Below are 14,486 nucleotides of genomic sequence, written 5' to 3' on the forward strand. Positions count from 1 at the left end.
GAAAGTTGGCACGGCACCTGCTATATGTTTGGTACAAGAACAATAACAAGCACTGCAAAAGACAATAAAAATAAGACGAATCGGCTCACGCACAATAAGAACAAGACGGCGGAGGCGCAGCTAACTGATTCTTTTGGAGAGGAGTTGTATTTGGGGCTTGCCCCACAACCAGGCAGAGAACAATAAAAACTGCACTCAAGCAGGGCCTGAACTGGTTGGATCGCATGATCATTGCAACCTCAGCGACCAAAGCAATCCGTTTGCTCTTGATCCCGATTAGGGAGACCGCCCACAAGCTTTTTTTGTGGGCAGGGCACTCAACAAAAACAAAAAGCCCGGCAAAAAAACAATAAGAGCACGCAACTACTTCTTGGGGAGCTTCGGCTCCCCTTGTAGTTTCTGCCCGCCCCAGCCCGCCTGTGCGTCGTCCGACGCGACCGCCTACACCATCCTCCGAGTAAATGCTAGAATCCCCGCCCATCATGCGGCCATTCTTCGTTTTTGGCCGAACATTCCTTCAAACAGTGCATCCCATGCTGAAGAAGCTGTTCCAGTCGTTCCGTCCTCCCGTACGTGGCACGCACCACAAGCGCACCACGCCTGAAGTGATCAATAGCGGTCAACATTCGCTGCAACGTGGCCAGTTCAGTCGTCATGCGGTGAGTATCGTCGAGCGCCTGCAAAATGCTGGCTACCAGGCCTATCTGGTCGGTGGCTGCGTGCGGGACCAACTCCTGGGCATCACCCCCAAGGATTTCGACGTTGCCACCAGCGCCACCCCTGAACAGGTCCGCGCCGAATTTCGCAACGCCCGCATCATCGGTCGCCGTTTCAAACTGGTTCACATCCATTTCGGGCGTGAAATCATCGAAGTCGCCACCTTCCGCGCCAACCACCCGGAAAGCGAAGAAGAGAACAGCCACACCTCGTCGCGTAACGAGAGTGGGCGGATTCTGCGCGACAACGTCTACGGCACCCTGGAAGAAGACGCGCAACGCCGCGACTTCACCATCAACGCCCTGTATTACGACCCGGTCAGCGAGCGCATTCTTGATTACGCCAACGGCGTGCACGATATTCGCAACCGCCTGATCCGCCTGATCGGCGACCCGACCCAGCGCTACCAGGAAGACCCGGTACGCATGCTGCGAGCCGTGCGCTTCGCCGCCAAGCTCAACTTCGGCATCGAAAAACACACCGTGCAGCCGATTCGCCAGCTGGCGCCAATGCTGCGCGAGATTCCGGCGGCTCGCCTGTTCGAAGAGTCGCTCAAGCTGTTCCTTTCCGGGCAGGCGGCCGACACCTTCGAAATGCTCGTTGACCTGGAGCTGTTCGACCCGCTGTTCCCGGCCAGTGCCGAGGCGCTGGAAGAGCACCCGACCTACACCCACACCCTGATCAGCCAGGCGTTGATCAACACTGACCTGCGCGTCAAGCAAGGCAAGCCGGTAACCCCGGCTTTCCTGTTCGCCGCCATGCTCTGGCCAGCACTGCCCGGTCGCGCCCTGCGCCTGCAGAGCCGTGGCATGCCACCGATTCCGGCCATGAACGAAGCGGCCCACGAACTGATTGCCGAACAGTGCCAGCGCATCGCAATCCCCAAGCGTTTCACCATGCCGATCCGCGAAATCTGGGACATGCAGGAACGCCTGCCGCGGCGGAGTGGCAAACGTGCCGACCTGTTGCTCGACAACCCGCGCTTTCGCGCCGGTTACGACTTCCTGTTGCTGCGTGAAAGTGCGGGTGAAGAAACCGACGGCCTGGGCCAATGGTGGACCGACTATCAGGACTGCAACGACAGCGAGCGCCGCGACATGATCCGCGAGCTGGGCAGCCGTGATGAAGGTGCCGGTGCCGGCCCGCGCAAACGCAAGCGCAGCCCGAGCAAGCGCAAGCGCGCCGACAGCGCTGCAGGCGAGTAACAGATGATCCGCGCCTTTATTGGCCTGGGCAGCAACCTGGCCGATCCCGAACAGCAACTGCGCAGCGCCGTCGAGGCGCTGGGGCAGTTGCGTGACAGCGCCCTGGCCGCGGTTTCGGCCTTCTACAGCAGCGACTCGCTGTCACCGGGCCAGCCGCGCTACACCAACGCCGTGGCGGCGCTGGATACCGCCGTTGCGCCGCTGGACCTGCTCGATGCGCTGCAAGCCATCGAGGCCGATCAGGGCCGCGAACGCAAGGAACGCTGGGGCCCGCGCACCCTCGACCTGGACATTCTGTTGTACGGCGACCAGGTCATCGATGTGCCGCGCCTGAAAGTGCCGCATTACCACATGCAGGCACGACCGTTCGTCCTCTACCCCCTGGCCGAACTGGTCCCTGAAGACTTCTGCCTGGCCGATCAACGGCCCCTGTCCCAATTACTGGCAGATTGCCCGTTCGTCGGTCTGGAACGCCTGTAGCCGGGCGTTCCCCCAGCCGGTAACGCCCGTAACAGCGCATTAGTAACAATGCGGTAACAGGGTAATTGACTTCAGCCCCCTCGCTCACGACTATAGGCGTCCCGTGGCGCCCCGAGCGCCGCAAAAAGGCGTATATAGGCCTGGAACAGGTCGTAATTCAAACACCACGATCGATGATGTGCTGTTCCAGAAGATGAATACACGCGTTGTACGCAGTCGTTTTTCACAGCGCCTGAACGAGGATTCCTTTTCATGCCAGAAGTAACCCTGACCACCCTGCAGAGCCTCAAGGCCAAGGGTGAGAAAATAACCATGCTGACCTGCTACGACGCGACCTTCGCCCAGGCCGCCAGCCGTGCCGGCGTGGAAGTATTGCTGGTGGGTGACTCCCTGGGCATGGTCCTGCAGGGCCATGACAGCACCTTGCCGGTAACCAATGCCGAGATGGCCTACCACACCGCCTGCGTCAAACGCGGCAACGAAGGTGCGTTGATTCTTGCCGACCTGCCGTTCATGGCCTGCGCCACCACCGAGCAGGCGTTCGCCAACAGCGGCGCGCTGATGCAGGCCGGCGCGCACATGGTCAAGGTCGAAGGCGCCGCCTGGCTGGCGGAAACCATCCGCCTGCTGGCCGAGCGTGGCGTACCGGTGTGCGCCCATATGGGCCTGACCCCGCAGACGGTGAACATCCTCGGTGGCTACAAGGTTCAGGGCCGCCAGGAAAACCAGGCACGGCAAATGCGCGCCGACGCCATCGCCCTGGAGCAGGCGGGCGCAGCCATGCTGCTGCTCGAATGCGTACCCACCGAGCTGGCTGCGGAAATCACCCAGGCGGTGAGCATCCCGGTCATCGGCATCGGTGCCGGCAGCGCCACCGACGGCCAGGTGCTGGTATTGCATGACATGCTCGGTCTGTCGCTGACTGGCCGGGTACCGAAGTTCGTGAAGAACTTCATGGCCGGCCAGAGCGATATTCAAGGCGCGCTCAAGGCTTACGTAACCGCCGTCAAGGATGTCAGCTTCCCCGGCAGCGAACACGGGTTCAGTGCATGAATACAGTCAAGACCGTCCGCGAACTGCGTGCCGCCGTGGCGCGCGCGCGCAGCGAAGGCAAACGCATCGGTTTCGTGCCGACCATGGGCAACCTGCACAGCGGCCATGCCGCACTGGTGACCAAGGCCGCACAACGGGTCGATTTCGTCGTCGCCAGCATCTTCGTCAACCCCCTGCAGTTCGGCCCCAGCGAGGACCTCGACAAGTACCCGCGGACCCTCGCCGCTGACCAGGAAAAACTGCTCCAGGCCGGCTGCCATCTGCTGTTCGCCCCGACCGTCGAAGAGATGTACCCCGACGGCATGGCCGGGCAGACCCGCGTCAGCGTCCCGCAACTGTCCGACGGGCTGTGCGGTGCCAGCCGTCCAGGCCATTTCGAAGGCGTGGCGACGGTGGTCAGCAAGCTGTTCAACATGGTCCAGCCGGACCTGGCGGTGTTTGGCCAGAAAGACTTCCAGCAACTGGCGGTGATCCGTGCGCTGGTGCGCGACCTGAACATGCCGATCCAGATCATCGGCGAGCCAACCGTGCGCGCCGAAGACGGCCTGGCGCTGTCTTCGCGCAACGGTTACCTGAGCGACGAACAGCGCGCCACGGCGCCTGTGCTGTATCGGGTACTGAGCCAGATGGCCGCGGCTATCGAACAGGGCGAACGCGACTATCCGGCGCTGATCGCCAACGGTCAGCAGCAACTGACCGCGGCAGGCTTTCGCCCGGACTACCTGGAAATTCGCCAGGCCCTGAGCCTGCGCCCGGCAGCACCGGAAGACCGTGACCTGGTAATCCTGGTAGCAGCCGTCCTGGGTAACACCCGTCTGATCGACAACCTGCACCTGACTCTCGACGACAAGTAAACAGGTCGCCCGCTGGAGCCTCTCCCTGTAACGCAGGTTGCATGCCTATAATTGGCATCAGCCTGCAAACAAGGCGCTGGTTCCAGTGTCCAAGGCAGTCCACGCAATAAGGAAACCTGCAGCGATGGCGTATTACCGCACCCCCCATGATGTTACTGCCCTGCCCGCCTGGCAGGCGCTCCAGCAGCACCGCGAAGCCATGCAGGCCTTCAGCATGCGCGACGCATTCAATGCCGAGCCCAAACGCTTCGAGCAGTTTTCCCTGAGCACCTGCGGGCTGTTCCTCGATTATTCGAAAAACCTGATCAACGGCCAGAGCCGCGACCTGCTGGTCAAGCTGGCCAACGAAGTAGGCCTGCAAGAGGCAATCAAGGCATTGTTCGCAGGCGAGATCCTCAACGCCTCCGAAGGCCGTCCGGCCCTGCATACCGCCCTGCGCCGCCCGGTGGGCGACAAGTTGAGCGTCAACGGCGTCAACGTGATGCCTGAGGTGCACAAGGTCCTCAACCAGGTCACCGAACTGGTTGGCCGCATCCATGATGGCCTGTGGCGCGGCTACAGCGAAAAGCCGATCACCGACGTGGTCAACATCGGCATCGGCGGCTCATTCCTCGGCCCGGAGCTGGTCTCCGAAGCCCTGCTGCCTTACGCCCAGCGTGGCGTGCGCTGCCATTACCTGGCAAACATCGACGGCAGCGAGTTCCATGAGCTGTCGGCCAAGCTGCGCGCCGAAACCACGCTGTTCATTGTTTCGTCCAAGTCGTTCAACACCCTGGAAACCCTGAAGAACGCCCAGGCCGCACGCGCCTGGTACCTGGCCCAGGGTGGCTCGGAAGCCGAGCTGTACAAGCACTTCATCGCCGTATCCAGCAACAAGGCCGCCGCCGTGGCCTTCGGCATTCGCGAAGAGAACATCTTCCCGATGTGGGACTGGGTAGGCGGGCGTTACTCGCTGTGGTCGGCCATCGGCCTGCCGATTGCCCTGGCCATTGGCACGGCCAACTTCAAGGAACTGCTGTCCGGTGCCTACACCATGGACCAGCACTTCCAGAACGCGCCGTTCGAACAGAACATGCCGGTGCTGCTGGCCTTGCTCGGCGTATGGTACGGCAACTTCTGGGGCGCGCAGAGCCATGCGATCCTGCCGTATGACCACTACCTGCGCAACATCACCAAGCACCTGCAACAGCTGGACATGGAATCCAACGGCAAAAGCGTTCGCCAGGACGGCACGCCGGTCAACCACGACACCGGCCCGGTCATCTGGGGTGGCGTGGGTTGTAACGGTCAGCACGCCTACCACCAGTTGCTGCACCAGGGCACCCAGCTGATTCCGGCCGACTTCATCGTCCCGGTGGTCAGCTTCAACCCGGTCGCCGACCATCATCAGTGGCTGTACGCCAACTGCCTGTCGCAGAGCCAGGCACTGATGCTGGGCAAGACCCGCAGCGAAGCCGAAGCCGAGCTGCGCGACAAAGGCATGGCCGAAGCTGAAGTCCAGAAGCTGGCGCCACACAAGGTGATCCCGGGCAACCGCCCGAGCAATACCCTGGTGGTCGAGCGCATCAGCCCGCGTCGTCTTGGCGCGCTGGTGGCGATGTACGAACACAAGGTGTTCGTGCAGAGCGTCATCTGGGGCATCAATGCCTTCGACCAGTGGGGCGTGGAGCTGGGCAAGGAGCTGGGCAAGGGCGTTTACCAACGCCTGACCGGCGGTATCGAAGAGCCTGCCGAAGACGCTTCGACCCAGGGCCTGATCAACTTCTTCCGCAGCCGTCACCGCGGTTGATCACCCGCGCTGCCCCTGGCCGAACGAACCCGGCCAGGGGCAGCGGCTACACTGTCCTGACAAAAACAATCCGTCAGAACAGGACCCGCCATGTTCGATATCAGCGACTTTCCCCAAGCCGATGCGGTCAGCAAAGCGGCGCAACTGAGCCAGGCCGATTACCAGCGCCTGTACCGCCAGTCCATCGACGACCCCGATGCCTTCTGGAGCGAACAGGCCAAGGCCCTGGACTGGATCAAGCCCTGGAGCCAAATCCAGCAGAGCGACATGAATACCGGCCGGGCTGCCTGGTTCAAGGGCGCGCAACTGAACGTCAGCTACAACTGCATCGACCGCCACCTGACCACCCGCGGCGATCAGCCGGCGATCATTCGTGAGGGCGACAACCCCACCGACTCCAGCGTCATCACCTACCGCGAACTGCACCAGCAGGTCTGCCGCCTGGCCAACGTGCTCAAGCAACGCGGGGTGAAAAAGGGCGACCGGGTGTGCATCTACATGCCCATGGTTCCGCAGGCGGCCTATGCCATGCTCGCCTGCAGCCGCATCGGCGCCATTCACTCGGTGGTGTTCGGTGGTTTCTCGCCGGATGCCCTGCGCGACCGTATTCTCGACGCCGATTGCCGTACGCTGATCACCGCCGATGAAGGCATTCGTGGCGGCAAGAGCGTGCCGCTGAAGAACAACGTCGACAAGGCCCTGCTCAGTTGCCCGGACGTCAGTACGGTGGTGGTGATCAAACGTACCGGCGGCGAGATCGACTGGAGTGAAGGTCGCGATCTCTGGTACCACGACGCAATCAAGCAGGTCAGTGATGATTGCCCACCCGAGCCAATGGACGCCGAAGACCCGCTGTTCATCCTCTACACCTCCGGCAGTACCGGCAAACCCAAGGGCGTGCTGCACACCACCGCAGGTTACCTGCTGCAGGCGGCGCTGACCTTCAGGAGCGTGTTCGATTACCGCGATGGCGAGGTGTTCTGGTGCACCGCCGACGTCGGCTGGGTGACGGGCCACAGCTATATCGTTTACGGCCCCCTGGCCAACGGCGCGATCACCCTGATGTTCGAAGGCGTGCCCAATTACCCCGATGCCTCGCGCTTCTGGCAGGTGGTCGACAAGCACCAGGTGAACATCTTCTACACCGCCCCCACCGCCCTTCGCGCACTGATGCGCGAAGGGCAGGGCCCGCTGGCGAGCACCTCGCGCAAGAGCCTGCGCGTGCTCGGCAGCGTGGGTGAGCCGATCAACCCGGAAGCCTGGGAATGGTACTTCGAGGCCGTCGGCGAAAAACGCTGCCCCATCGTCGACACCTGGTGGCAGACCGAAACCGGCGGCATCATGATCAGCCCGCTGGTGGGCACCCGGCGGGTCAAGCCCGGCTGCGCCACCCAACCGATGTTCGGCGTGCAGCCGGTGTTACTGGACGACAAGGGCACGCTGATCGAAGGCCCCGGCAGCGGCATGCTGGCAATCAAGGCCAGCTGGCCCGGGCAGATCCGCAGCGTGTACGGCGACCCGCAGCGAATGATCGACACTTACTTCAAGCCGCTGCCGGGTTACTACTTCACCGGTGACGGCGCGCGCCGCGACGAGGACGGCGACCTGTGGATCACCGGGCGCATCGATGATGTGATCAACGTCTCCGGACACCGCATCGGCACCGCGGAGGTCGAAAGCGCCCTGGTGCTGCACGACAGCATCGCCGAAGCCGCCGTTGTCGGGTACCCTCACGATCTCAAGGGGCAAGGCATCTATGCCTTTGTCACGCCCATGAATGGCGTAACCCCGGACGACAGCCTCAAGCAGGAGCTGCTGGCCCTGGTCAGCAAAGAGATCGGCAGCTTCGCCAAACCCGAGCTGATCCAGTGGGCGCCGGCACTGCCCAAGACCCGCTCAGGCAAGATCATGCGGCGCATCCTGCGCAAGATCGCCTGCAACGAGCTCGACAACCTCGGCGACACGTCGACCCTGGCCGACCCCAGCGTGGTCCAAGGCCTGATCGACAAACGCCTGAACATTTAAGCGGCAGCCTGTTTGGCTGCCTTGCAGACAAGGTAGCCATGGAAGCGATTCGCCGCCGTATCGAAACCCAGGTGATGAGCCTGACCGGTTTGTCCCTGGGGCAACTTGACCTGGAAAACCCCAAGGGTGACCCCGGGCTGTTCGGCCCGGGCAGCCTCAGCTGGCGCGTGCATGGCGACTTCCCAAGCATGTTGATCGGCGGCATCAGTGCCCTGCTCCTGCAACTGCTGCACCCGCTGGCGCTGGCCGGCGTGTGGGATCACTCCAACTTTCGCCAGGACCTGCTTGGCCGCCTGCGTCGCACCAGCCAGTTCATCTCCGGCACCACCTTCGGCTCGACTCAAGATGCCAACTGGCTGATCGAAAAAGTGCGCACCATTCACTTGCAGGTAGTCGGTAGCGCCGCCGACGGCCGGCCGTACGCGGCCAGCGATCCAGACCTGCTGACCTGGGTGCATGTAGCCGAGGTCAGCAGCTTCCTGGCTGCCCATAGGCGCTATCGCAACCCGCACATGCCGATCGCCGAACAGGATGCCTACTATGCCGAGATCGCCCTGATCGCCGAACGCCTGGGCGCCCGTAACGTGCCGCGCTCGCGCCAGCAGATTGCCGACTACCTGCAGGCCATGCGCCCACAACTGATCTGCGACGCCCGCAGCCATGAAGTGGTGCAGGTACTGCTCGACGCACCGGCGCCTAGCCGCCTGGCCCAACCGGTGGGCGCCCTGATGCTGCGTGCCGGGATCGACCTGCTGCCCGACTGGGCCAGCGCAATGCTCGAGCTGAGCCAGAATCCGCTGCAACGCCGGCTGATCCGCCTGGGCATCAACAGCACCGCACCGGTCCTGCGCTGGGCCATGCGCGATGGTTCCGCCCATCGTGCCCGGCGGCGCATGGGTATTGCCTGAACGGTGCGCCAATAGCCCTCGCCCGGCCATCTATGCCACCATGCAGGTCTAGCCAGGCCCTGGGGCCTGAACCGTTCTGACGCCAAATCCAATAAGAGTGAGGACCTGCGCCATGCAAGATGTCGTTATCGTTGCCGCCACCCGTACCGCTGTCGGTAGCTACCAGGGGGCGCTGGCCAACATTCCCGCCGTCGACCTGGGCGCTGCGGTGATTCGCCAGTTGCTGACCCAGACCGGCATCGATGGCGAACTGGTCGATGAAGTGATTCTCGGCCAGGTACTGACCGCCGGTGCCGGGCAGAACCCGGCGCGCCAGGCCGCGATCAAGGCCGGCCTGCCTCACGCGGTGCCAGCCATGACCCTGAACAAGGTCTGCGGCTCGGGCCTCAAGGCCCTGCACCTGGCAGCCCAGGCGATCCGCTGCGGCGATGCCGAAGTGATCATCGCCGGCGGCCAGGAGAACATGAGCCTGGCCAACTACGTCATGCCCGGGGCCCGTACCGGCCTGCGCATGGGCCACAGCAGCCTGATCGACAGCATGATCAGCGATGGCCTGTGGGATGCGTTCAACGACTACCACATGGGCATCACTGCCGAGAACCTGGTGGAAAAGTACGGCATCAGCCGTGAGGAGCAGGACGCCTTCGCTGCCGCTTCGCAGCAAAAGGCAACCGCAGCCATCGAAGCCCGGCGCTTCGTCGATGAGATCACCCCGATCCTGATCCCGCAGCGCAAAGGGGATCCGCTTGCGTTTGCCACCGACGAGCAACCGCGTGCCGGCACCACCGCCGAATCGCTGGGCAAGCTCAAGCCGGCATTCAAGAAAGACGGCACGGTAACCGCCGGTAATGCCTCGTCGCTCAATGACGGCGCAGCCGCGGTGCTGCTGATGAGTGCCGCCAAGGCGCAGCAACTGGGCCTGCCGATCCTGGCGCGCATCAAGGCCTATGCCAATGCCGGGGTCGATCCGGCGATCATGGGCATCGGCCCGGTCAGCGCCACCCGCCGCTGCCTGGCAAAGGCCGGCTGGGACCTGGCGGACCTGGACCTGATCGAAGCCAACGAAGCCTTTGCCGCCCAGGCCCTGTCGGTGGGCAAGGAGCTGGGCTGGGACGCCAGCAAGGTCAACGTCAATGGCGGCGCCATTGCCCTGGGCCATCCGATCGGCGCCTCGGGTTGCCGGGTGCTGGTAACCCTGCTGCACGAAATGATCAAGCGTGATGTCAGCAAGGGCCTGGCCACCCTGTGCATCGGCGGTGGTCAGGGCGTGGCCCTGGCAATCGAACGCTGATCAGCGCAGGAGGGGCCGCAACGGCCCCTCCCCTGGCTTGAACTGGTAAACTGCACGTCCGCAAACCAAGGCCACGTGCATGTCCCTCTTGAATCAGGCGCTGCGCGCCGCCCTCGACGCCCGCCTGGGCCTTCTCGCCGAACTGCATGCCCAGGGCACCGACTGCTATCGCCTGTTCCATGGCAGCCAGGAAGGCGCCAGCGGCCTGACCATCGACCGCTACGGCCCGCAGTTGCTGGTGCAGAGCTTCCACCACAGCCTCGAAACCAGCGCCTTGCTGGAGCTGCACGCCGCTGTCGAAGCGCACCTGGGCCTTGAGCTGCTGCTGGTCTACAACGACCGCTCCCAGGGCAACAGCCGCATCGACCGCCGCGACCCGGTGTACCAGGCCAGCGAGGCCGCGCTGGCCGATCACGTCGGCCACGAATGGGGCCTGAACTACCGGGTGCGTGGTCGCCATGCCGGGCAGGACCCACTGCTGTTTCTTGACCTGCGCAATGCCCGTGGCTGGGTCAAGCAGCACAGTGCCGGCAAAAGCGTGCTGAACCTGTTCGCCTATACCTGCGGTGTCGGCCTCAGCGCGGCGGCGGGCGGCGCCCGCGAGGTGTGCAACCTGGACTTTGCCGAAGGCAACCTGGCCGTCGGCAAGGAAAACGGCGCACTCAACCCGCAACTGCTGCCGATGAGTTTCATCCAGTCCGATTACTTCCCGGCAATCCGCCAGTTCGCCGGCCTGCCGGTCAGCCAGCGCCGCGGCCACACGCTGCCGTCGTACCCACGCCTGCAACAACGCCAGTTCGATCTGGTGTTTCTCGACCCGCCGGCCTGGGCCAAGAGCGCCTTCGGCACCGTCGACCTGCTGCGCGATTACCAGAGCCTGCTCAAGCCGGCACTGTTGAGCACCGCCGAGGACGGCGTACTGATCTGCTGTAACAACCTGGCCAAGGTCAATGTCGACGACTGGCGCGAGCAAGTGCTGCGCTGCGCCGACAAGGCCGGGCGGCCGGTACGCGACTGGCAGGTGCTCAAGCCCGCCGGCGACTTTCCGTCGCAGGACGGTCAGCCCCCATTGAAGACCTTGATTCTTCAGCTCTGAAACAAAAAATCGTTAATTTTCGGGGTATCTTCGGAACCGATTTTACGTGCCATACTCCAACCACTCCCGCTCGAGACAGACGACGCCACACATGCCCAAAGGATTGAAACGCGCCCTCGGCGCCATGCTGGCCGCAGTGGCCTTGTACAGCCTGCTAGGCTTTCTGATTCTCCCAGGGGTTGCCCTGCGTATCGTCAACCAGCAACTGGCCAATTACGCCACAGTACCTGCGCACCTGCAGCGGATCGAGCTCAACCCGTTCAGCCTCGAACTGACCCTCTGGGGCCTGCAGATCGGCGAGCCGGGCAAGGAGCAGGTCGGTTTTGAACGCCTGTACGCCAACCTGCAGCTCGACAGCCTGTGGAGCGGCGCCCTGCACCTGGACGGGGTCGAACTGGACAAGGCACGTACCGAGCTGCTGTTCGCCAAGGACGGCAGCCTCAACCTCACTCAGTTGTTCAAGCTGCCACCGAGCGAGCCCAAGCCTGAAGAGCCGGCCAGCGATCCATTCCCGCTGCGTATCGGCAGCATCAAGCTCAGCGAAGGCTACCTGCACTTCCAGGACCTGCGCCCGAGCGAGCCGATCGAGTTCCTCTACGACTCGATGAACCTGGAGCTGAAGAACCTCAGCACCCTGCCTGACGACAGTACCGAGATGACCCTGGTCGCCAATGGCCCGGCAGGCGGGCGCATCGACTGGTCCGGCAATTTCAGCCTGGTACCGATCGCCTCCGAAGGTACCCTGAAGGTCACCGACGGCAAGATGAAAGCCTTCTGGCCCTATGTCCGAGATGCCGTGCCGCTGGTGCTGGAAGAAGGCGTGGTCAGCCTCGATACCCACTACAAGCTGAATCTGTCCAAGGAAACCGAGCTGCTGCTGGACAACGCCTCGGTGAGCATCGCGCCCTTTGCCATCAAGGCCCCGGATGGCCGTCCGCTGGCGCGCCTGGCGCGTCTGGATGTCAGCGAAACCTCGATCGACCTGGCCAAGCAACTGGTCACCGTCGGCAAGATCCGCAGCGACAAGCTCGAAACCTGGGCGGCGCTGGAGTCCGACGGCCAGCTCGACTGGCAAAAACTGTTCGCCAGCCAGCCGGCCAAAGCCACGCCAAAAGAGCAAGCCGAACCCGCTACCGCCGAGCCGGATGCCAAGGACAAAGCCGCAGCTGAAGCGCCGAGCAAGCCATGGCAGGTACTGCTCAAGGACGTGCAACTGCGCAATTACCAGGTACACCTGGCCGACCGCTCGCAGAAAGAGCCAGTGGCTCTGGACGTTGGCCCGCTGAACCTTGACCTGCAGAATTTCGACAGTCTCAATCAGTCGCCCTTTACCCTCAAGCTCGATACCGGCGTCGGTAAACAAGGCAAGCTGCAGGCTGCCGGTGAGGTGAACCTGGCGCCCGTCACCGCCAAGCTCAAGGTCAACACCCAAGACATCGACCTGCGCGTCGCCCAGGCTTACATCAGCCCCTACATCCGCCTCGAACTGCGCAGCGGCATGCTCGGCAGCGACCTCAATGTCGACCTCAAGAGCACCGCACCGCTGGCCTTCAGCATCGACGGCAAGGCCCAGGTCAACCAGTTGCATACGCTGGACACCATCAAGGACCGCGACTTCGTCAAATGGCAGCAACTGAACCTCGACGCTGTGTCGTACCGCCACGGTGATGCCCTGACCATTGGCAAGGTGACCCTGAAACAGCCTTACGCGCGCTTCATGATCAACGAGGACCGCACCACCAACGTCGATGACCTGCTGATCCCGCAGCCGGCCACCGCGCAATCCAAAGCGCCAAGCAAAGCCAAGGCCCCGGCCGAGAAGCCACTGGGTATCCGCATCGGTGAAATCGACATCAACGACGGCTCGGCCAACTTCGCCGACTTCAGCCTGACGCCCAACTTTGCCACGGCCATCCAGCAGCTCAATGGCCAGATCGGCACCATCGACAACCGTCAGCCAAAGCCTGCCAAAGTCGATATCAAGGGCAAGGTCGATCGCTATGCGCCAGTGACCATCAAAGGCTCACTGAACCCCTTCGACCCGATGGCCGCCCTGGACATCGCCACCAGCTTCAAACGCGTTGAGCTGACCACGTTGACGCCGTACTCGGGCAAGTTCGCCGGGTTCCGTATCCGCAAAGGGCGGCTGAACATCGACCTGCATTACGTGATCACCCAGGGCAAGCTCCAGGCCGAGAACAAGGTGGTGGTTGAGCAGCTGCAACTGGGTGAGAAGGTCGACAGCCCGGACGCGGTCGATTTGCCGATTCGTCTGGCGGTGGCCCTGCTCAAGGACACCGACGGCAAGATCTCCATCGAGCTGCCGGTGAGCGGCGACCTCAACGACCCGCAGTTCAGCGTCATGCCGATTGTCTGGCAGACCCTGCGCAACCTGGTGCTGCGTGCGGCCCAGGCGCCCTTCAAGTTCATTGGTGGGCTGGTCAGCGGCGGTGATTCCCAGGACCTGGGGAGCGTGGCCTTTGCCGCCGGCTCCAGTGACCTGAGCCCGGATGCGCAAAGCGCCCTGGACAAGCTGGCGACCGCACTCAAGGAACGCCCTGCCCTGCGCCTGGAAATCGAAGGCACCAGCGCCCAGAGCAGCGACGGCCCGCTGATTGCCCAGCAGCGACTGGAGCGTGAGTATCAGAGTACCTACTACAAGATCCTCCAGCGTCGCGGTGACAAGGTGCCAGCCCAGGCTTCCGACCTGAAGGTGCCGGATGGCGACAAACCGGCGATGCTCGAAGGCATCTACCGCGCCCGCATGAAACAGCAGCCACCGGCCGAATGGGAACAGCTGGACCGCGAGCAGCGCACTACCCAGTTGCGTGACGCGGTGCTCAAGTCGTGGGGCGAAAGCCCACTGCTACTGCGCCAGCTGGGGCAGGCCCGGGCCAGCAGCATCAAGGACTACCTGGTGGACAAGGGCCAACTGGCGGATGACCGGGTGTACTTCGTAGACGCCAGCCTGGGCCAGGCCGAAACGGATGGCCGGGTGATTTCGCCGCTGCACCTGGACGCGGAGTGAAGTAACCCCGATCGCGGGGCAAGCCCGCTCCTACAAATCC

Annotated in this window: 10 protein-coding genes; all 10 read left to right on the forward strand. The window is 63.2% G+C overall.

Annotation, left to right across the window (positions count from 1 at the left end; genetic code table 11):
- Window positions 1–533: 533 nt before the first annotated feature.
- Entirely contained in the window at window positions 534–1,922 is a 1,389-nt protein-coding gene (locus KHO53_RS06630) for a polynucleotide adenylyltransferase PcnB (RefSeq protein ID WP_010222998.1), read from the forward strand.
- A gap of 3 nt (window positions 1,923–1,925) precedes the next feature.
- Window positions 1,926–2,402 (forward strand): 2-amino-4-hydroxy-6-hydroxymethyldihydropteridine diphosphokinase, encoded by a 477-nt coding sequence (gene folK, locus KHO53_RS06635; RefSeq protein WP_010222997.1) that lies wholly within the window; start codon window positions 1,926–1,928, stop codon window positions 2,400–2,402.
- Between the two features lie 252 nt (window positions 2,403–2,654).
- Window positions 2,655–3,455, forward strand: coding sequence for a 3-methyl-2-oxobutanoate hydroxymethyltransferase (gene panB, locus KHO53_RS06640; protein ID WP_010222996.1), 801 nt, complete (start codon window positions 2,655–2,657; stop codon window positions 3,453–3,455).
- On the forward strand, window positions 3,452–4,309 hold the full coding sequence (panC, locus tag KHO53_RS06645; protein ID WP_010222995.1) for a pantoate--beta-alanine ligase: 858 nt from the start codon (window positions 3,452–3,454) through the stop codon (window positions 4,307–4,309). Before panB ends, panC begins: the two co-directional genes overlap by 4 nt.
- Window positions 4,310–4,433: 124 nt before the next feature.
- The gene (gene pgi, locus KHO53_RS06650; RefSeq protein ID WP_010222994.1) at window positions 4,434–6,098 is read left to right on the forward strand and encodes a glucose-6-phosphate isomerase; all 1,665 of its coding nucleotides are present in this window, start codon (window positions 4,434–4,436) and stop codon (window positions 6,096–6,098) included.
- Between the two features lie 90 nt (window positions 6,099–6,188).
- A complete protein-coding gene (acs, locus tag KHO53_RS06655) occupies window positions 6,189–8,123 on the forward strand; it encodes an acetate--CoA ligase (RefSeq protein ID WP_213570123.1) in 1,935 nt (644 codons plus the stop codon).
- Window positions 8,124–8,161: 38 nt separating this feature from the next.
- Complete coding sequence (locus KHO53_RS06660; protein ID WP_010222991.1) at window positions 8,162–9,031, forward strand: oxygenase MpaB family protein; 870 nt, start codon at window positions 8,162–8,164, stop codon at window positions 9,029–9,031.
- 112 nt (window positions 9,032–9,143) lie between these two features.
- Window positions 9,144–10,322 carry an acetyl-CoA C-acetyltransferase gene (locus tag KHO53_RS06665; RefSeq protein WP_010222990.1) on the forward strand — a complete coding sequence of 393 codons (1,179 nt, stop codon included), beginning with the start codon at window positions 9,144–9,146 and terminating at the stop codon, window positions 10,320–10,322.
- A 79-nt stretch (window positions 10,323–10,401) separates the two neighbouring features.
- Entirely contained in the window at window positions 10,402–11,418 is a 1,017-nt protein-coding gene (locus KHO53_RS06670) for a class I SAM-dependent rRNA methyltransferase (protein WP_010222989.1), read from the forward strand.
- Between the two features lie 46 nt (window positions 11,419–11,464).
- On the forward strand, window positions 11,465–14,446 hold the full coding sequence (locus KHO53_RS06675) for a DUF748 domain-containing protein (protein ID WP_437127810.1): 2,982 nt from the start codon (window positions 11,465–11,467) through the stop codon (window positions 14,444–14,446).
- Window positions 14,447–14,486: the final 40 nt, after the last annotated feature.

It is taken from the genome of Pseudomonas sp. RC2C2, from assembly GCF_018390435.1.
Taxonomy (GTDB): Bacteria; Pseudomonadota; Gammaproteobacteria; order Pseudomonadales; family Pseudomonadaceae; genus Aquipseudomonas; species Aquipseudomonas donghuensis.

Excerpts from the sequence above, each read along its gene's own strand:
- KHO53_RS06630 (WP_010222998.1), top strand. The coding sequence starts at position 534 with ATGCTGAAGAAGCTGTTCCAGTCGTTCCGTCCTCCCGTACGTGGCACG.
- folK (WP_010222997.1), top strand. The coding sequence starts at position 1,926 with ATGATCCGCGCCTTTATTGGCCTGGGCAGCAACCTGGCCGATCCCGAA.
- panB (WP_010222996.1), top strand. The coding sequence starts at position 2,655 with ATGCCAGAAGTAACCCTGACCACCCTGCAGAGCCTCAAGGCCAAGGGT.
- panC (WP_010222995.1), top strand. The coding sequence starts at position 3,452 with ATGAATACAGTCAAGACCGTCCGCGAACTGCGTGCCGCCGTGGCGCGC.
- pgi (WP_010222994.1), top strand. The coding sequence starts at position 4,434 with ATGGCGTATTACCGCACCCCCCATGATGTTACTGCCCTGCCCGCCTGG.
- acs (WP_213570123.1), top strand. The coding sequence starts at position 6,189 with ATGTTCGATATCAGCGACTTTCCCCAAGCCGATGCGGTCAGCAAAGCG.
- KHO53_RS06660 (WP_010222991.1), top strand. The coding sequence starts at position 8,162 with ATGGAAGCGATTCGCCGCCGTATCGAAACCCAGGTGATGAGCCTGACC.
- KHO53_RS06665 (WP_010222990.1), top strand. The coding sequence starts at position 9,144 with ATGCAAGATGTCGTTATCGTTGCCGCCACCCGTACCGCTGTCGGTAGC.
- KHO53_RS06670 (WP_010222989.1), top strand. The coding sequence starts at position 10,402 with ATGTCCCTCTTGAATCAGGCGCTGCGCGCCGCCCTCGACGCCCGCCTG.